The 16,668-nt window shown below is 74.0% G+C and carries 22 protein-coding genes and 2 pseudogenes; 13 read left to right on the top strand and 11 right to left on the bottom strand.

The features are described 5' to 3' along the window. Positions 1-4 precede the first annotated feature (4 nt). Positions 5-1,453, bottom strand: coding sequence for an ATP-grasp domain-containing protein (locus ACWD4P_RS18280; RefSeq protein ID WP_449780238.1), 1,449 nt, complete (start codon positions 1,451-1,453; stop codon positions 5-7). Between the two features lie 163 nt (positions 1,454-1,616). Here ACWD4P_RS18280 and ACWD4P_RS18275 point away from each other — a divergent pair, with 163 nt between their 5' ends. From ACWD4P_RS18275 to ACWD4P_RS18250, 6 genes and pseudogenes are all read left to right on the top strand, one after another. Next, entirely contained in the window at positions 1,617-2,258 is a 642-nt protein-coding gene (locus tag ACWD4P_RS18275) for a putative glycolipid-binding domain-containing protein (protein WP_449780237.1), read from the top strand. A gap of 81 nt (positions 2,259-2,339) precedes the next feature. Further along, positions 2,340-2,837, top strand: coding sequence for an SRPBCC family protein (locus ACWD4P_RS18270; protein ID WP_449780236.1), 498 nt, complete (start codon positions 2,340-2,342; stop codon positions 2,835-2,837). A gap of 148 nt (positions 2,838-2,985) precedes the next feature. Beyond that, positions 2,986-3,219 (top strand): annotated as a pseudogene (locus ACWD4P_RS18265) (helix-turn-helix domain-containing protein); the annotation flags it as partial. A 270-nt stretch (positions 3,220-3,489) separates the two neighbouring features. After that, positions 3,490-4,599: an RCC1 domain-containing protein gene (locus ACWD4P_RS18260; RefSeq protein WP_359818087.1), complete on the top strand. Its 1,110-nt coding sequence runs from the start codon at positions 3,490-3,492 to the stop codon at positions 4,597-4,599. Between the two features lie 86 nt (positions 4,600-4,685). After that, a complete protein-coding gene (locus tag ACWD4P_RS18255) occupies positions 4,686-5,186 on the top strand; it encodes a peptidylprolyl isomerase (RefSeq protein WP_449780235.1) in 501 nt (166 codons plus the stop codon). 162 nt (positions 5,187-5,348) lie between these two features. Further along, entirely contained in the window at positions 5,349-6,011 is a 663-nt protein-coding gene (locus ACWD4P_RS18250; protein ID WP_449780234.1) for a GNAT family N-acetyltransferase, read from the top strand. 33 nt (positions 6,012-6,044) lie between these two features. Here ACWD4P_RS18250 and ACWD4P_RS18245 read toward each other — a convergent pair whose 3' ends face one another. Further along, a complete protein-coding gene (locus ACWD4P_RS18245; protein ID WP_359818095.1) occupies positions 6,045-6,224 on the bottom strand; it encodes a hypothetical protein in 180 nt (59 codons plus the stop codon). Positions 6,225-7,266: 1,042 nt separating this feature from the next. Between ACWD4P_RS18245 and ACWD4P_RS18240 the strand changes: the two genes are divergently transcribed. Then, positions 7,267-7,863 (top strand): TetR/AcrR family transcriptional regulator, encoded by a 597-nt coding sequence (locus tag ACWD4P_RS18240; protein WP_359818101.1) that lies wholly within the window; start codon positions 7,267-7,269, stop codon positions 7,861-7,863. A 283-nt stretch (positions 7,864-8,146) separates the two neighbouring features. Here the strand turns inward: ACWD4P_RS18240 and ACWD4P_RS18235 are convergent, their stop codons facing one another. After that, complete coding sequence (locus ACWD4P_RS18235) at positions 8,147-8,947, bottom strand: SDR family NAD(P)-dependent oxidoreductase (protein ID WP_449780233.1); 801 nt, start codon at positions 8,945-8,947, stop codon at positions 8,147-8,149. A gap of 277 nt (positions 8,948-9,224) precedes the next feature. Here ACWD4P_RS18235 and ACWD4P_RS18230 point away from each other — a divergent pair, with 277 nt between their 5' ends. Next, on the top strand, positions 9,225-9,440 hold the full coding sequence (locus tag ACWD4P_RS18230; RefSeq protein WP_449780232.1) for a hypothetical protein: 216 nt from the start codon (positions 9,225-9,227) through the stop codon (positions 9,438-9,440). A gap of 38 nt (positions 9,441-9,478) precedes the next feature. Continuing rightward, positions 9,479-10,225, top strand: coding sequence for an RNA polymerase sigma factor (locus tag ACWD4P_RS18225; protein WP_449780231.1), 747 nt, complete (start codon positions 9,479-9,481; stop codon positions 10,223-10,225). An 83-nt stretch (positions 10,226-10,308) separates the two neighbouring features. On the opposite strand, the gene ACWD4P_RS18220 is transcribed toward ACWD4P_RS18225, so the two are convergent. From ACWD4P_RS18220 to ACWD4P_RS18210, 3 genes are all read right to left on the bottom strand, one after another. Continuing rightward, positions 10,309-10,686: an SCO4402 family protein gene (locus tag ACWD4P_RS18220; protein WP_449780230.1), complete on the bottom strand. Its 378-nt coding sequence runs from the start codon at positions 10,684-10,686 to the stop codon at positions 10,309-10,311. 76 nt (positions 10,687-10,762) lie between these two features. After that, positions 10,763-11,140: a hypothetical protein gene (locus tag ACWD4P_RS18215; RefSeq protein WP_359818114.1), complete on the bottom strand. Its 378-nt coding sequence runs from the start codon at positions 11,138-11,140 to the stop codon at positions 10,763-10,765. A 32-nt stretch (positions 11,141-11,172) separates the two neighbouring features. Then, positions 11,173-11,568 carry a copper chaperone PCu(A)C gene (locus ACWD4P_RS18210; protein WP_449780229.1) on the bottom strand — a complete coding sequence of 132 codons (396 nt, stop codon included), beginning with the start codon at positions 11,566-11,568 and terminating at the stop codon, positions 11,173-11,175. A 294-nt stretch (positions 11,569-11,862) separates the two neighbouring features. Between ACWD4P_RS18210 and ACWD4P_RS18205 the strand changes: the two genes are divergently transcribed. Continuing rightward, complete coding sequence (locus ACWD4P_RS18205; RefSeq protein WP_449780228.1) at positions 11,863-12,537, top strand: CAP family protein; 675 nt, start codon at positions 11,863-11,865, stop codon at positions 12,535-12,537. Positions 12,538-12,555: 18 nt separating this feature from the next. Here ACWD4P_RS18205 and ACWD4P_RS18200 read toward each other — a convergent pair. The 4 genes and pseudogenes from ACWD4P_RS18200 to ACWD4P_RS18185 all read right to left on the bottom strand — a co-directional run. Then, positions 12,556-12,723, bottom strand: a pseudogene (locus ACWD4P_RS18200) (DUF397 domain-containing protein); the annotation flags it as partial. 132 nt (positions 12,724-12,855) lie between these two features. Then, positions 12,856-13,104 (bottom strand): hypothetical protein, encoded by a 249-nt coding sequence (locus tag ACWD4P_RS18195; RefSeq protein WP_359818124.1) that lies wholly within the window; start codon positions 13,102-13,104, stop codon positions 12,856-12,858. 166 nt (positions 13,105-13,270) lie between these two features. Next, positions 13,271-13,480, bottom strand: coding sequence for a DUF397 domain-containing protein (locus tag ACWD4P_RS18190; protein WP_449780227.1), 210 nt, complete (start codon positions 13,478-13,480; stop codon positions 13,271-13,273). Next, positions 13,465-14,304, bottom strand: a complete 840-nt coding sequence (locus ACWD4P_RS18185) for a helix-turn-helix domain-containing protein (RefSeq protein WP_449780226.1) — start codon at positions 14,302-14,304, stop codon at positions 13,465-13,467. The genes ACWD4P_RS18190 and ACWD4P_RS18185 overlap by 16 nt, the downstream gene beginning before the upstream one ends. A gap of 119 nt (positions 14,305-14,423) precedes the next feature. Between ACWD4P_RS18185 and ACWD4P_RS18180 the strand changes: the two genes are divergently transcribed. The 3 genes from ACWD4P_RS18180 to ACWD4P_RS18170 are packed head-to-tail and all read left to right on the top strand — an operon-like array spanning position 14,424 to position 15,361. Next, on the top strand, positions 14,424-14,624 hold the full coding sequence (locus tag ACWD4P_RS18180) for a hypothetical protein (RefSeq protein WP_359818131.1): 201 nt from the start codon (positions 14,424-14,426) through the stop codon (positions 14,622-14,624). After that, positions 14,624-14,866 carry a hypothetical protein gene (locus ACWD4P_RS18175; protein WP_449780225.1) on the top strand — a complete coding sequence of 81 codons (243 nt, stop codon included), beginning with the start codon at positions 14,624-14,626 and terminating at the stop codon, positions 14,864-14,866. Before ACWD4P_RS18180 ends, ACWD4P_RS18175 begins: the two co-directional genes overlap by 1 nt. A gap of 27 nt (positions 14,867-14,893) precedes the next feature. Further along, positions 14,894-15,361 carry an NUDIX hydrolase gene (locus ACWD4P_RS18170; protein WP_359818136.1) on the top strand — a complete coding sequence of 156 codons (468 nt, stop codon included), beginning with the start codon at positions 14,894-14,896 and terminating at the stop codon, positions 15,359-15,361. 108 nt (positions 15,362-15,469) lie between these two features. Here ACWD4P_RS18170 and ACWD4P_RS18165 read toward each other — a convergent pair whose 3' ends face one another. Next, on the bottom strand, positions 15,470-16,597 hold the full coding sequence (locus ACWD4P_RS18165) for a hypothetical protein (protein ID WP_449780224.1): 1,128 nt from the start codon (positions 16,595-16,597) through the stop codon (positions 15,470-15,472). Positions 16,598-16,668 lie beyond the last annotated feature (71 nt).

Below are 16,668 nucleotides of genomic sequence, written 5' to 3'. Positions count from 1 at the left end.
GGGCTCAGCACGGCGCGCCGTGGGGGGCGAGAGGGCCGTCGGCGGGTCCTTCGAGGGGGTCTTCGAGGGGGTCGAGGGGTTCGAGGGTGAAGCCCGCGCGCAGGGCGTCCACCAGCCGGCGCCCGGAGGCGGTGAGCGCGGTGCCGTCCGGGGTGGTCAGGCAGTGCCGGGCGACGATCCGGGCCAGCGGCACGCCCGGGAGCAACACCGTTCCGGGGGAGGGGAGTTGCAGGAGCACGCAGTCGTCCGGGCCGCATTCCAGCAGGCCGAACCCGGCGCCGCAGTACCGCAGCAGCCCGTCCTTGAGCCGGTGCAGCCCGCCGCCGGGCGCGGCCGTCACCCGCACCGGGCCGCCGGTGTGCCGCACCACCAGCTGCACGGCCCCGGCCGGGTCGGTGCGCGCCTCGCCGCCGGTGGCGTGGCCGTACAGCTCCAGGACGTGGCGCAGCGCGGACGGCAGCGCGTGCTCGGCCAGTTCGAGTTCGCCCAGCAGCCAGGTCGAGCCCTGCATGCGGCAGTTGAGCTCCAGCAGCAGCGGGTGCTCGCCGTCCAGGACGAAGTCGGCGCCGAACAGGCCCCGGTAGCCCAGCGCCGCCAGCGCCTCGCCGATGCGCCGCGCCGCGGACCCGGCCCGGGCCAGGGCGAGCGGCGCCAGCAGGGCCGGGGCCGCGAAGTCGCAGCCGGAGTAGGTGCCGAAGGGCGCGCCGATGCCCTCGACGCGGGTCAGCTGGACGGACGGGCGCAGCACCCGTACGGCGCTGTCCGCCGACACCAGGACGTGCAGGTTCAGGGCCGCGCCCTCGACGTAGCCGCTCACCAGCCAGGGCCCGCGGCCCGCCCGGCGGATCTCCCGCAGGTCGCCCTCCTCGGTGACCAGGTGGGTGCCCCGGCCGCTGGAGCCGCGCGGCTCCTGCACCACGTAGCGGTCGCCGAAGCGCCGGCGCAGCTCCCGGTGGTCCAGCGCCGGGACCACCGCGTCGGGCGGGGTCGCGGCGCCCACCGACCGCAGCCACGCGCGCTGGGCCCGCTTGTCGCCCAGCACCGGCAGGGCCAGGCGGGTCGGCGGCTCCTCCAGGCGGGCGCCGAGCGCGGCGAGTGCGGTGCGCCACTCGGGTTTCATCGCCGTGTAGGGCAGCAGCGCCAGCTCCCGGCCCCGCCAGCCGCCCGCCGCGCCGTCGGCGGCCCCGGCGGCTTCGGCGGCGGCGATCCGGCGCAGCACCTCGTGCACGCCGTCGCCCAGCGAGGTGTGGTCGCGCACCCCGCTCACCGGCTCCAGCGCGTGGAAGCCGGCCCCGAACTCGCCCGCCCAGCCCGCGTCCGCGCCCTCCACGCTCAGCACCGCGGACAGACAGCCGGTGCGCAGCAGGGGCAGCAGGAACAGGGGGCGGGCGCAGAACGACAGCCCGGGTACGGCCCGCAACCGGGCCACCGCTTCGTCACAGGATGTGATCACCCACGCGATTATGGAGAGCCCGGGACGCGCCGCGCGCCTGCTCCGACCCCCTCCGCGCCCCACCACGTGGCACGCCCCGCCCCCGCCCTCACCCGTACGAAGGAACGCCCCGCGTTGACGGCCCGTCGGGGCCGTTGTCGGACCTCGGGCGTACCGTGCACGAATGAACAACCGCACCGACCGGACCGCCGACGCCGCGTGCACCGCCGCCGACGCTGACGCCGCCCGCACCGTCGTCCCCACCTGGCGGGTCACCGAGACGGCCGGCCTGGAGACCTCCTGGATCGACCTCGGCCCCACCGCCCTCACCGCCCGCGGCCGCGTGGCCGCCGCCGAACCCGCCCCGTACTGGCTCGACTACCGGCTCGACACCGGCGACGGCTTCACCACCCGCCGCATGCACGTCACCGCCCACACCCCCGACACAACCCGCACCCTCGACCTGCGCCGCGACGAGGCCACCGGCCGCTGGAGCGTCGACGGCACCCCGCGCCCCGACCTCGACGGCGCCCTCGACTGCGACCTCGGCCTGTCCCCGCTCACCAACACCCCGCCCGTCCTGCGCCACGCCCTGCACCGCGGCCCGGGCGAGCACCACTTCCTGATGGCCTGGATCCGCGTGCCCGATCTGGTCGTCGTGCCCTCCAGCCAGACCTACACCCACCTGCACCGCCACGAGGACGGCGGCGCCACCGTCCGCTACGCCGCCGGCGACTACCGGGCGGACCTGCGGCTGGACGCGGACGGCCTGGTCGCCGACTACCCGGGCCTGGCCCACCGCCTGACCCCCCACCACCCGGCCTGACGGCCCGCGCCCGCTACGCTCGGGGGCCGTTTCCCGCACCCGCACCGCACCCCCCGCACCCGCCGCACGAGGAGGCCCCCGATGCCCCGGTTCGCGCTGGAGCGCTTCGACGCGTCCTTCTTCGACACCGCCCCGCACCGCCACCGCTTCACGATGGACCTGCCCGTCGCGCCCGCGAGCGTGTGGGAGGGCCTGGCCGGGCCCACCCCGCTGCCCTGGTGCCGAGGCCTGGCCGGCGGCCGCTACACCTCGCCCGCCCCGCACGGCGTCGGCACCACCCGGGAGGTCACGGCACTGCGGATCCTGCGGCTGCGCGAGGAGTTCGTGCACTGGGAGGAGCGGGAGGAGGGCCGGCGCCACGCCTTCTGCGTCACCCGGGCCAGCCTGCCGCTGTACCGGCGCTTCGGCGAGGACTACCTCGTCGAACCCCACCCCGCCGGCGGCACCCGCTTCACCTGGACCTTCGCCTACGAGCCGAGCGCGCTGCTGCGCCGCCCCGCCGCGCTGACCGACCTGCCCGGCACGGGGTTCCTGCGGACGCTCATCGCCGACACCAAGCGCCACTTCGGCGCGGGGTAGGGCCCCCGGCGCCCCGCGAATCCCGCGCCGTCGAATCCCGCGCCCCGGGTCGTCCGGCACTCCGAGCCGCGGGGTGTGCGCCACCACGGCCCTATCCCCGCGGGTAGAACACGAACAGCGTGCAGCCGCCGGCCGTCGACGGTACGTGCCGCGCACCCTGGCCCGGCGCTTCGCCGAGCGGCTCGGCACCAGCCCGGGCGCCTGGCTGCTGTCCCGCCGGCTGGCGGCCGCCCGCACCCTGCTGGAGGACACCGACCTGCCCGTCGAGGCGATCGCCGTGCGGGTGGGCCTGGTCTCCGCCGTCAACCTGCGCCGCCGCTTCCGTGCCCGCACCGGCACCACCCCCGGCGCCTACCGCCGGGCCTTCCGCGCCGCGCGGTGAGCCCGCCCGGTGAACCCGGGCAGGGATCCCGCGCGGCGAGCCCGGGCAGGGATCCCGGGCGGTGGGCCCGCCCGGTGAGCCCGCAGGACTCGTACGGGGCCCGCCCGGGCGCCGCCGGGGCCGTCATCACCCGATCGAGTGGCCGACGTTGCCGTTCCCCGTGCCGTGGCGGGTGCGTGGGTAGCGTCGGTCCATGATCGTGGAATCGTCAACCCGCCTGACGTATCGACGATTTGACTTATTGTCGTATCAGTAAAGAGGCATCGTCGCATGGCAGAGAAGCGCCTGAAGTCCTGGGGCAACAACCGCTCCGGCCAGCTCGGGGACGGCACCTGGGCCGACCTCCGCACCACGGCCACCGCCGTGCTCGGGCTCACCAGCGCCGAGGTGGTGAAGATCGCCGCCGGCGGGTTCGGCGCCGCCACCGGCCACGGACTGGCCCTGCTGACCGACCGTACGGTGCGGTCCTGGGGCGTCAACGGCTCCGGTCAGCTGGGCGACGGCACGGTGTTCAGCCACAACGCGCCCGGGCAGGTCACCGGCCTCACCGCCGCCGCCACCGACGTCGCCGCCGGCGGCGCGCACAGCCTCGCCCTGCTCGCCGACGGCACCGTGTGGGCCTGGGGCCGCAACGACCACGGCCAGCTCGGCAACGGCACCGCCGCCGACAGCGCCGTCCCGGCGCGGGTCGAGGGCCTGGCCGGGGTCGTCGCCGTCGCCGCCGGTCTGCACCACAGCCTGGCGCTGCGCGAGGACGGCACCGTGTGGGCCTGGGGCTACAACGGCAACGGCCAGCTGGGCGACGGCACTTCGACCAGCCGCGGCATCCCCGCGCCGGTCATCGGCCTGAGCGGCGTGAGCCGGATCGCCGCCGGCGCCGGCCACAACCTCGTCCTGGTCGGCGCGCCGGGCGCCGGCGCCGCCGTGAAGGCCTGGGGCTACAACGCCACCGGCCAGCTCGGCGACAACACCACCATCAACCGCTACACCCCGGTCACCACCCAGGCGACCTGGACCGGCGGTGTCACCCAGATCGCGGCCGGCTGCAACCACAGCATGGCGGTGGTCGACGGCGACCACCGCCTCAAGGCCTGGGGGCAGAACACCGCCGGCCAGCTCGGCGACGGCACCACCGTCTTCCGCGTCCTGCCCGTCACCGTCCCCGGCCTGACCGGTGTGCGCCTGGTGGCCGCCGGCCGCGAACACACCGTGGCCCTGTCCGGCACCAGCACCGTGCACTCCTGGGGCAGCAACGGCTCCGGCCAGCTCGGTGACGGCACCACCACCGACAGCAGCACCCCGGTGCCCACCCTCACCGCGCTCACCGGCATCGACAAGCTCGCCGCCCCCGTCGGCGGCGACTTCAGCCTCGCCAACTGAGCGCCTCGACCGTGCCCGGCAACCCCTCCTGTCACAATGCCTCATGAGCATTCCGTAGTCATCACCATGCAGACAGTGAGGTCATCATGTCGAAGGTCAAGCTGAGCACCAACCACGGCGACATCGTCCTGCGCCTCGCCGCGGACAAGGCCCCGGCGACGGTGGAGAACTTCCTCCAGTACGTCCGCGACGGCTTCTACGACGGGACGGTCTTCCACCGGGTCATCGACAACTTCATGGTCCAGGGCGGCGGACTGGAGCCCGGCATGAAGCAGAAGAAGACCCGCGCCTCCATTCAGAACGAGGCCGACAACGGCCTGAAGAACACCAAGTACTCGGTGGCGATGGCCCGCACCGGCGACCCGCACTCGGCCACCGCCCAGTTCTTCATCAACGTCGCCGACAACGCCTTCCTCAACCACAGCGGCAAGAACGCCCAGGGCTGGGGCTACGCCGTCTTCGGTGAGGTCGTCGAGGGCCGGGACGTCGTCGACGCCATCAAGGCCGTACCCACCGGCTCTAAGTCCGGCCACCAGGACGTCCCCAAGGACGACGTGGTCATCACGAAGGCCGAGGTCGTCGAGTAGGACGGGCGCGGCGCGTCACGCTGGGGCAGGGCGCGCGGCGTGGGAAGTCGGCCCGGCCGACTTCCCACGCGCGTGACGCCAGGCGGGCGGGCCGATGGGCGGGCGCGGTCCCCGGCGCGGAAACCGGATGACCGGAGCCGCCACCACCACCGACAATGACGCATGCTGACCGACCACTGGCCGCTGCTGGGCCTGCGCCTGCACACACCCCGCCTCGAACTGCGCCTGCCCGCCGACGGCGACCTCGCCGCCCTGGCCGACCTCGCCGCCCGAGGCGTCCACGAACCGGACCGCATGCCGTTCATCGTGCCGTGGACCGACCTGCCGCCCGCCGACCGTGCCCGCTCCGTCGTCCAGCACCACTGGCTGCGCCTGGGCACCTGGACCCCCGACGACTGGGCCCTGAACCTCGCCGTCCTCCACGAGGGCCGCGTCGTCGGCCTGCAGACCCTCTCCGCCCGCCACTTCGCCGTCCTGCGGCAGGTCACCACCGGCTCCTGGCTCGGAACCGCCCACCAGAACCAGGGCATCGGCACCGAGATGCGCGCCGCCGTCCTGCACCTCGCCTTCGCCGGCCTGGACGCCGCCGAGGCCAGATCGGGCGCGTTCGAGGACAACCCGTCCTCCTACGCCGTCTCCCGCAAGCACGGCTACGAACCCGACGGCACCACCCGCCACGCCGTGCGCGGCCGCCCCGTCACCGAACGCCGCCTGCGCCTGACCCGGCACCGCTGGCAGGACCACCGCACCGCGCCCGTCACCGTCGACGGGCTGACACCCTGCCTGCCGCTGTTCGGCCTGCCGCCGGCCACCACCGGGGCCTGACCCGGCCGCCCCGCGCGTCACCGCGTCACCGCGTCACCGCGACGGCTTGTCACCGACCAGGCGCCGGTACGCCCGACGGACTTCGTCCGCGTCCTTCAACAGCCTCGTGACCTCGCGGCTCACCACGGACACCTGGGCAAGGGCGCGCCTGAGCAGGCCCGCCTTCTCCTCCATGACGGCAACGGCCGTCGCGGCCCATCCGACGTTCGACACCCGGCTGACACCTTCCCCTGCTCCCAGTGACCCGTCCGGGCGGCCCGGCCCGGCCAGGGCCACCGGCGCGCGCGGAGTCGACGGCACGCTAGGGCGAATCACCGACGGCGCACAACTCGACCGTCAACAAGGGGAGATGAGCCAACCCGGCCGACCTGCCAGGCTCGACCGCATGTCCGAACGCACCCCCCGGCGCCCAGCCGGACGACGCCCCGCGCCCGTACGCGGCCCACCGCCCCGAAGCCCCGCAGGCACAGGCGGCCGGGGGACCGGCCGGCGCAGGTCCGCACGGCGCCGGGGGGCGAGGCTTCACCGTCAGCTACTGGGCCGACGGCATCCACACGGCCACCGGCAGCACCGACGACCTCGCCGAGGCGGCCCGCGCCATGGACACCCGGCAGCCGCCCGGCGCCCGCATCGCCGAACTCCTCGCCCGCCACCCCTTCCCGCGCACCTGGGAACCGGCCGAAGCCCACGAACGCGGCGACGCCATCCCCGTGCGCCGGCGCCAACCGCGCGAGCACGCCGCGAACGAGCGCACCGCCGCGCTGCGGGAACCCGTCGAGGCGGCCCGCGCCCACCCGCGCCTGCGCGCCCTGTCCCCGGGCCGAAGGTCGCCGCCCTGCCCGACGCCGCCGACCGACCTCGCGCAGCACCCCGGCGAGGCCCTGCTCGCCACCGCCCCCGGCCGCCGGGGACCGCCGCCCGCCGTGCCCTGCCGCACAAGGCCGCACGGAAGGCAGCAGGGGAGGAGTGGGAAGTCGGCCCGGCCGACTTCCCACTCGCAACGACCCCGCCGGGCCCGGCCGACGACGAAAGGATCACGGTTCGCGCGGTAGACGCCCCCGGCCCCCGCACACCACTTCCGGTCGGCCGCCCGGCCGCCCGGCCACCACGTCCGCCGGCGAACTCGTCCTCACCTTCCGCTTCTCCGGCCGCGGCCCCGTCGACGCCCCGGAGGCCGGCGGCGACCGCCGCGCCCCGGCTCCGGACGCCTGACGGCCCGCCGGGCGCACCGCGACCGGCCCCGTATGCTCCTGGCATGAGCAGCACCGCACCCCCCACCCGCAAGCGCGACGGCGCCGCGACCCGCGAGGCGATCCTCGCCGCCGCCGTCGTGGAGTTCACCGAGCACGGTTACGCCGCGGCCGGGGTGCGGCAGATCGCCGAGCGGGCGGGCGTCACGGCGATGATGATCAACCGCTACTTCGGTTCCAAGGAGGGCCTGTTCACCCAGGCCGTCGACCGCGCCTTCGCCCCGCCCACCGTCGTCGGCGACGAACCCGCCGCCCTGGCCCGCACCCTGGCCCGCAGCCTCGCCGAACGCACCGCCGCCGGAGCCGAGCGACTCGACCCCTTCCTCCTGCTGCTGCGCTCGGCCCCCGACCCGGAGGCGGCCACCGTCCTGCGCCAGGGCGTGGAGACCCACGTCGGCGCCCGCCTGACCGCACTGCTCGACGGCCCGGACGCCGAACTGCGCGCCCAACTCGCCCTCGCCCTGGTCGCCGGGACCTGGCTGCTGCGCAGCGTCGTCGCCACCACCGCACTCGCGAGCGCCGACGACGAGCGCCTGGCCGCCCTCCTCGCCGACATGCTCGACCCGCTCGTCACCGGCACGGACGGCGCCGACCTCGGGTGACTCCCGCCGGGCCACGGGCGCTCAGGGCGTCTCCTGCGGGTCTCCACCGGGTGCGCGACGCCCCCGAGCCTTCGGCCGGGAGGTGTCCCCGTCCCCGCCTCGCGATGCGTGCACCCCGACGCCGCGCCCTGATCCTCCAAGGCCCACAGACGCCCCTTCCGCGCGCCCGCTCGCGGGCCCGCCGGCGACGTGGGCGGGGGAAGGCCGTAGGGCGGTGGGCTGGGTCTCTCCTGCGGGTCTCCACTGGGTGCTGAACTCGTCGCCGGCCACCGGGCGCGGAGACTCAGAACGCGGAGCGGACGAGCCCGCCGTCGACGCGGATGGTGGCGCCGCTGACGTACTGGGCGTGGGGGCCGCACAGGTAGGCGACGGCGGCGGCGATCTCCTCGGGTTCGCCGAAGCGCTCCTGGTCGTTGGGGGCGATCGCCCGTACGGCGTTGGGCCGGATCTCCTCCCAGGTGTCGCCCCAGCCGTGGCCGGGTCCGATGCCGGTGATGAGTTCCCGGGTGGCGTCGACGAGTATCGCCCCGGGGGAGACGACGTTGGAGGTGACGCCGGTGCCCTTGAGTTCGCGGGCGAGCGAGACGGCGAGGTTGTGCCGGGCGGCGAGGGTGGCGTTGTACTGGGGGAGGGCGTCGGTGGGCTGGGAGGCGAGTCCGCCGCCGATGGTGACGACGCGTCCCCAGCCGCGTTCGCGCATGGCGGGGACCAGGTGCCGGATCATCCGCACGCCCGAGACGACGTTGACGTTGTAGGTGTCGCGCCACTCGTCGGGGGTGGCCTCGGCCCAGGACAGGTGCCGGTAGAAGCCGGCGTTGTTGACGAGGATGTCGACGGGCCCGTGCGCCGTGGCGGCGCGTGCGACGTGTTCGGCGCCGCTGTCGTCGGCGAGGTCGCCGACCACCGCGTGCGCCGTTCCGCCCGCCTCGCGGATCTCCCGTGCGACGCCTTCGGCGCGTTCCCCGTCGCGGCCGTGGACGACGACCGCGGCCCCCTCCGCCGCCAGCAGTTTCGCCATGGCTCGGCCGAGCCCCGCGCTCGAACCCGTGACGAGTGCGCGTTTTCCGGTCAGTTCGAGGTCCATCCGGTGTCTCCCCTCTGGTGGGCGTGCTTCGCGAAGTGCCCGCCGACCCCGGAAGTATACAGCTGTAGACATCGAGGCCCGACGGCCGAACCACCCCCGGACGCCGAAGAGTTCCCCGGTCGGCCGCCCGCCGCCCGCCGTGCCCGGCCGACGGCGGTGAAAAGATCATGGTCCGCGCGGTAAACGCCCCCGCCCCCGCACGCCACTTCCGGTCAGCCGCCCAGGCGCCCCGGACCGGGAGCCGCCGAGGGCGGGATGCACCGGAAGGTACGCCGCCATGATGGATCCCGTGACCCTGCTCCTGCTCGGAACCACCCCCGCGGTACTGAAAGTCGCCGACGCCCTCGCCCGGAGCCTGCTGCTGCGCGCCCGCGCCGACCTGACCCGGGCTCAGACCCAGGCCCAGACCCGGACCCGGGCCCGCTGCGCCCGGCAGACGGGGAACGGTGCGGGGAACCGCGCGGGGAACGGGCCGGCGGGCGGTGAACGGTGAGCGGTGAGCCCTGCGGCGCGTGCGGAGCCGCGCCGGCGATGCCCTTCGAGACGGCGTACGGCCTGTACTACGGCGGGCTCGTGCGCTCGGTGCGCGCGCGGGCCGCCGCGCTGGGACTGTCCGAGCGGGACGCCGACGCCGAGGCCATCGTCCAGGACACCTTCGAGGAGGCCCTGCGGGTCTGGGACACCGTCAGGATCCCCCGGGCCTGGCTCCGCACCGTGGCTTGGCGCCGCGTGGCCGGGTGCGTCCCGGGGGCGATGCGCCGGGCACACGGGGACCCGGCCGGGCACGCCGAGCTGGGGGCCGTCCGCTGGAGCCCGGCCGTACCGGCCGCCGGCGCCGAGGACTTCGCCGCCGCCCGGGAGGTCACCGCCGTCATCCGGGGCATGCCGCAGCGGCGCCGGCGGCAGGTGGCCTACCTGCGCTACGTGATGGGGTGGGACTACGGCGAGATCGCCGAACAGCTGGGCTGCTGCCCGGCCACCGCCCGCGTCCACGCCCGCAACGCCCGCCTCGCCATCGCCGGGAGCCGCCTCGTGGGCGGCGGTGTCGGCCCGGCCGGCGACGACCCCGAGGCCGGTTCGGCGTCGCTGGGGACCGTCCTGGTGATGAGCGTCGTCCTCGGGGTGCTGGGGGCGGGGTGCCTGGCCGGCTGGCCGTGGGCGACGGTCGTGGTCGCGGCCGTGGCCGTGGCGGCCCTGCCGTTCCTCGCCCGGGCCCGCCGGTTCACGCCCGAACGACGCCGGTGGCGCTACCGGACCCGACGGACCCGACAGCGCTGACGGCGCCGACGGCCCCGACAGCGGGAAGCGGGAAGCGGGACGCCGGCCCGGCCGGCGTCCCGCTCACGCGTGTGCGGTGGGGCTCACGCCGCCAGGTCGTTGGCCGCGAGCAGCGGGGCGAGGCGGGCGGCCGCGGCGACGACGGCGGGCCAGCCGGGGGCGTCGAGGTGGGCGGCGTCGGGGGCGCAGGGGCCGAGCGCGTCCTGGACGGCGGTGTAGGCGACCCCGAGCGCGGCCATCAACTCGACCTCCTCCTCGGTGCGCAGGCTCTGCCCGAGCCAGGGGAAGGGCTCGTCGGTGTCGCAGAACTCGTCGAACAGGACGCAGACGGTGTAGTCGAGGTCCTCGAACCTGGCCGGATCGAGCCGCACTTCGCGCGGTAGCGCGGGATCGGCCAGCGCGGAGACCGCCTGGACGACCTGGCGGCGGAAGAGGGGCTGGGCGATGCCGTGGTCGGTCATCTCCGGAGCGTACCGGCCCCCTGCGCGCGGGGAAGGAGTGGGAAGCCGGCGGGGTCGAAGTCCCGCTCCGGTGCCGCTACTTCTCGATGCTGATGTCCTTGAAGCTGATGACGAAGGCGTCCGGGTCGTCGTCCTCGTCCAGGTGGTAGGTGGTGCTGGCCCAGGCGTCGGCGAGGCGGACGCGGTGGGAGGAGGGGTCGGCCGGGTCGCCGGCGATCAGGACGACGTCCTGGTGGGTGGCGGTGTTCTCGACGTCCTCGGCCCAGGCGGTGGTGGCCGGGTGGCGGTCGTCGCCGCGGGTGAGCAGCACGTCGCCCCACAGCGGGACGGGGGCCCTGACGCCGGTGGTGAGGAGGGAGTCGAGGTCGAGGTCGCTGCCGACGAGGGTGAGCTTGGTGACGGAGTCGAGTGCTTCGGCCCGGTTGTCGCCGAGGTCGAGGTGGTACGTCGTCATGTCCGGATCTCCAGGGGGCGGGGGCGGCGGGGTCAGTACAGCTCGGGGGAGGTGCGGACGGGGATCCTGACCTTGAGGACGGTGCCGTCGTCGAGGAAGAAGATGAGGCGGGCGTTGTCGCCGGGGGTGATCAGGTGGGTCGGCTTCTCCAGCATGAGGTGGAACTGGCCCGGCACGAAGGCGAACCCGCCCTTGGCGGAGAGGGTGACCTTGTCGAGCTTCACCATCTTCGAGGACTCGCTGTCGGTGACGGTCTGGTAGATCGTGATGCGCTGGTAGTCCGGGCTCTTGATCTTGGTGATCTCGTAGCGCTTGTCGGCGGTGTTGTCGAGCGTGATGTAGCCCGCGGCCGGCAGGGCGTTCGGCAGCCAGCGCACCCAGGCGGACTTGTCCCTGACCTTGACGTCGGTGGTGACCGGAGTCTTCATGGTGTGGCTCCCCTCGGTGGGGTCGTCCCTCGACCCGTGCGGCCAGCACACCGCGCGGGGTGATCAGGGCACAAGGAAGCCGGGCAGAAGATCACCTGATCCGGTGATGATCCATCACATGGCTTGCCCGTGCGAGAGGAACCCTTCAGGTGGAAGGGCCGGGACGGCGGTGTGCTCCGGCGGGGCGGGGCGCGCCGCCTCCGCGCCCGCCGACGGGCCGCCGCGGGTCCGTGCCCCGGCGGCCCCCGGCCGCGTTGATCGGTGCAGCGAGATCAACGCGAGAGGGAGAACACCGTGACGACACCCCCGATCCGCAGGACCGCCCGGGCCGCGGCCGCCACCACCCTGGCCACGGCGATGGCGATGGCGACGATGACGGCGGCGCAGCCCGCGACGGCCGCCGGACCGACCGCCGGCGCGGCCCGGCGCGCGTTCACGGAACAGGCCGACAGCGCGTTCCAGAACGAGTGCCTCACCGCCCTCAACGCCGCCCGCGCCAAGCACCAGGCGCCCCCGCTCACCGTCGACCCCGAGCTGGTGACCTACGCCCGCGCGAGGGCGCAGAAGGTGTCCCAGCCCGGCGGCTTCAACCATGACGGCCTGGGCACCGCGTACGGCGAACTCCTCGACTGGGGCGCCTACCTCAGCGACCACTCCGACGCCGCGTACACCCCGCGCACCTGCAAGGAGTCGGTGGACGTCTGGTACGGCGAGATCCAGCACTACGACTTCGGCAAGCCCGGCTTCACCAGGAAGGCCGGCAACTTCACCCAGCTGGTGTGGAAGTCCACGACGAAGGTCGGCTGCGCGCGGGTGGGCGGCCTGCGCCCCGCGAGTACCCGGGCGGACGGCGACTTCTGGTTCGACACCTACATCGCGTGCGACTTCACGCCGCCGGGCAACTCCTACCGGCTGGGCCAGGAGGCGCAGGACTTCGCGGCCAACGTGCTGCCGGCGGTGAAGTCGTAGGCGCGGCGGCCGTGATGGTCAGCGGGCGTCGAACTCGCCGGTGCGGACGGCGGTGACGAAGGCCTGCCAGGCGGGGGCGCGGAAGAGGAGGGCGGGGCCGGAGGGGTCCTTGGAGTCGCGGACGGGTGCGAGGCCGGGGATGCCGTCGGCGACCTCGACGCACGCGCCGCCACCGGTGCCGCTGTACGAACTCTTGCGTCAGGTGGTGATGCCGGTGGTGTCCATCGGGGTGTCCTCCTGAGGCCGCGCCGCCAACCGACCACCAGGGTAGGGGAGGAGCGGGAAGTCGGCCATGCCGACTTCCCGCTCCGGGGCCGGCTAGAAGAACCAGACGGAGAGACGGGCGGTGTTCGGCGCGACGTCACAGAAGTAGGAGACGGCCTCGCCCCGGGCGACGTACGCCTTGCCGGCGGCCTCGCACGCGGCGCCGCTCGGGTACATGCCGACGTAGGTGTAACCGGTGGTGCGGGTGGTGGACGCCTGGGCGGCGGGGGAGGCCATCAGGCCGCCCGCGACCGTCAGGAGTCCGGCCAGGGCCATGGTGGAAACCGCCTTGCGAAGAGCCATGTCGGTGTCTTCCTCACCTCGAACGAGAACGCCGGAGTCCGCTTCCCGGCGTTCGGCGGCGAGCCTTCCGGAATCCCGGATTCGGGGCAATGGTAGAGACCAATTTGGCGGAAAGCAGCCGGCCCCGCCGCCCCGGGGGACGGGGCGGCGGGGCCGGTCGCTGCGGTCAGCGGACGTCGAACTCGCCGGTGCGGACGGCGGTGACGAAGGCCTGCCAGGCGGAGGAGCGGAAGAGGAGGGCGGGGCCGGAGGGGTCCTTGGAGTCGCGTACGGGCATGACGCCGGCGAAGCCGTCGGCGACCTCGACGCATGCGCCGCCGCCTGTGCCACTGTACGAACTCTTCCGCCAGGAAGCCTCCGTCAGGTCGACATCCACTCCAGGTCCCTCCTTGCCGCACGGATGAAAGCCAGCGATTCGGCCTGGCCATGGGCCTCGACCGTGAGTCGATCGTAGCTCTTGGTCAGCGAGGCAACTGACTTGGTATCACGATCGATGTATCCACGCTGTTCAACCTCGCCATAAGCGAGAACCTTGCGGTTCGGCATGGTAAGGAGGTAGGCCATGTGCGTGAACGGCCGGTTCTCGCCGAGGGAGTACGGTGCGATCTGAATGATCACTTCGGGCCGTTCGGCCAACTTCTCAAGGTGAAGCAACTGCTCGACCATGACGTCGCGCCCGCCAACGACCCTTCTGAGGCAGCTTTCGTCCAAGACCACATGCACGAGTGGAGGATGAGCCCGCTCCATAATCGTCTGGCGGGCAAGTCTGAACTCGATGCGCTCCTTGGCCAGCTTCTCGGTCGCGGTGCCTTGCCTGACGGCACTCATCTCGATCGCGGTCGCATACGCCCGGGTCTGCAGAAGTCCGGCGATGACGTTGATCTCCAGGATCCTGATCTGCTCCGCCACGAGCTCGTACCGGGCGTACTCCGGAAAGCCCTCCAGGATCGCGGCGTTCTTCAGCTGATACCACATCAGCAGCATGGTGCCGCCCGTGTCGAGCGCGATGTCGGAGAGCTCGGCGAGCTTGCGGCTCGGCGGCCGGTGCGCAAGTTCGATGTAGGAGAGGTGCGAGGTGGAGCACCCGATGAGCGGGGCCAGCTCCTCCTGGAGCAGGTCCCTGGCCTCCCGAAATGCGCGGAGCTGGATTCCGAACGGCGCCCAGGGGCTCGACTCCGGGTCAATGGTCTTCTTGTTCATGGCAGCCCTCAACTCCCGTGCGACCTCATGGCAAGTCGCAAGCCACTTCTGATCCTAGAGGCTCGTGCGCCACGATGTGCACAGAACGTGAAACTCCGATCGCAGAGGGTTCCCTTCCCATGGCTCACGACCAAGCACCCCTCCTGCCCGGCTACGGCGTCCGCTGGGACACCGCCGCCGACCGCTACCGGGTCCGCAACGAGACGACCGGCGAGTGGCTGCGCCGGCCCGGTGGCGAACTGGCCGCCTTCGTCTTCTTCGGCGACGCCTACAGCGCCTGGCGCACCTTCGAGGTCCACAAGCGCCCCGGGGAGCGGTGATGTCCGCCCTCTCCCGTGCGACCGCCGAGCAGCGACGCCAGGCCGCCGACGTCCTGGACGACCTCACCACCGTCCTCGCGATCGGCGGCGTCACCCTCCCCACCCTCGAAGTCGACTGGGACACCGGTCGACTGACGTGCAGCTACCTCCTGCGGATCACCGCCCGTCCCCTCGACCTCCTGCGCATGGTCGACCTGCTGCGCAAGGGCCTGCGTTACGAGCGCCTCACCTTCGACGACTGAAGACGACCGAAAGCGACGACCACCCCCATGCAAGACCCCCGCCTGCTCGCCAAGCCCCCCGTCTGCCGGCTCGGCTGCCTCGTCCTGATCCGCAACCAGCGCGGCGACGTCCTGCTCGTCGACCCGGACTACCTGGACGGCATGATCCTGCCCGGCGGCTCCGCCCGCCCCAACGAGCCCCCGCACCGGGCGGCCGCCCGCCACCTGCACGCCGAGACCGGCCTGATCGTGCGCGTCAGCCACATCGTCGCGGTCGACTACACCCCGGCCGACCGCTACCTGGAGCGCCTCAACCTCGTCTTCGACGGCGGCACCGTGCCGGACAGCACCCGGATCACGGTCCCCTCGCGGCGCAGGAGCGGGCTGCTCGGCGCCCGCTTCGTCGCCGTCCAGGACCTGCGGGACTTCATGGCGCCCTCCCAGGCCGCCCGCGCCGTCGAGGCCCTCGCCAACCGCTCCCTGCCCGTCCTCCTCCACGGCGAGCGCGCCGCCTGACCCCGACCGCGACCCCGCACACCACCCCGGCCCGGCGCGGAAGTTCGCGCCGGGCCGGGACGTTCGCGCCGGATCCTCCGGCCTTTCCGGTCCTGTGCTCCCGAAGTCCTACCGCAGGGCGGCGTGGTGCATGACAGTGAGCGCGGTGGCCAGGCGGGCGGAGCCGATGGTGGCCGCCAGGTCGTGGGCCCGGGCGGCGTGCCGGTCGGCTTCCGCGCGCTCGCCCTGACGGTAGAGCACGGTGGCCAGGCGGGCGGTGGCCATCGCCCGTACCCGGGCGGCCTGGGCGGTGTCGGCCTCGGCAGCCCGGCGCAGATCGGCGACGACCCGGGGGTTGTCGCGGCCGGTGGCGGCGGACAGCAGGTAGAGGGCGAAGCCACTGTCGCTGCCGACCTTGGCCGCCGTGATGCTCTGCGTCCAGGCCGGGCCGGAGGCGAGGTCGGTGACCTTGTCGTAGGCGTGCTCGGCCGCGACCAGATGGCGGGCCACCTGCCGCTCGTCGCCCGCCAGGGCGTGGGCCTGGGCCCGTACGGCGGAGAGCATCGCCCGCGCCGCTGCAGGGAGACGCCCGCCCACCTGGCCGGCCAGTTCCAGAGCCCGCTCGGGGCGGCGCAAGTGGATCTCCTGACGGGCCGCGTTGGTGGCCAGATGGCACAGCAGCCCGGTGCCGCCGTGCTCGCGGCCGGCGGTCAGGCCGAGCCGGAACAGCGGGTGGGCCTCGTCGAACAGACCGGCGTCGAACGAGGACCACGCGGTCAGGTTCGCCAGGCGGGCGATCGCGCCGAGCAGCGCGCCGCGTACGGCCGGGCTGGTCGACGCCGCGGTGAGCCCGACCGCGGTGTGCAGCTCGCGCAGCGCGAAATCACGCACGGCCCGCCCTCCCGAGGTCCGGTCCCAGTGCTCCAGGACGCTGGTGCGCTCGGTGATGGCGCGGATGTCACCCATGCGCAGGCGCGAGAGAGGCGGTGCGGACGGCAGCAGGGCGGACAGCGCGGCGGCCAGGACGTCTCGGCGGTTCGAGGAACTCACCTCATCGGGCTCGTGTTGGTGGACCTGCTTGGCGATCAGGCCCAGCTCGGCCGCCGTCCCCGCCCCCAGCACGATGCAGAGGGCCTGCCGGTAGTGCCCGTGCGGCCAGGTGATGAGGCCACGTTCTATGCGCGAGACGTAGGCGGCGTCAAACGGCGATTCCCGCCCTGCGGCCGCCTCGACCAGCGCCCGCACTCGCTCCGCCACCTGCCGCTGTGTCAGGCCCAGCGCAAGCCGTGCGCGTCTGAACAGCACGTTCGCCACGGTGCCCCGCCCCC

The organism is Kitasatospora sp. NPDC002543 (assembly GCF_053594915.1).
Note: the sequence above shows the minus strand (reverse complement) of the source record. Positions and strands in the feature narration are given on the sequence as shown.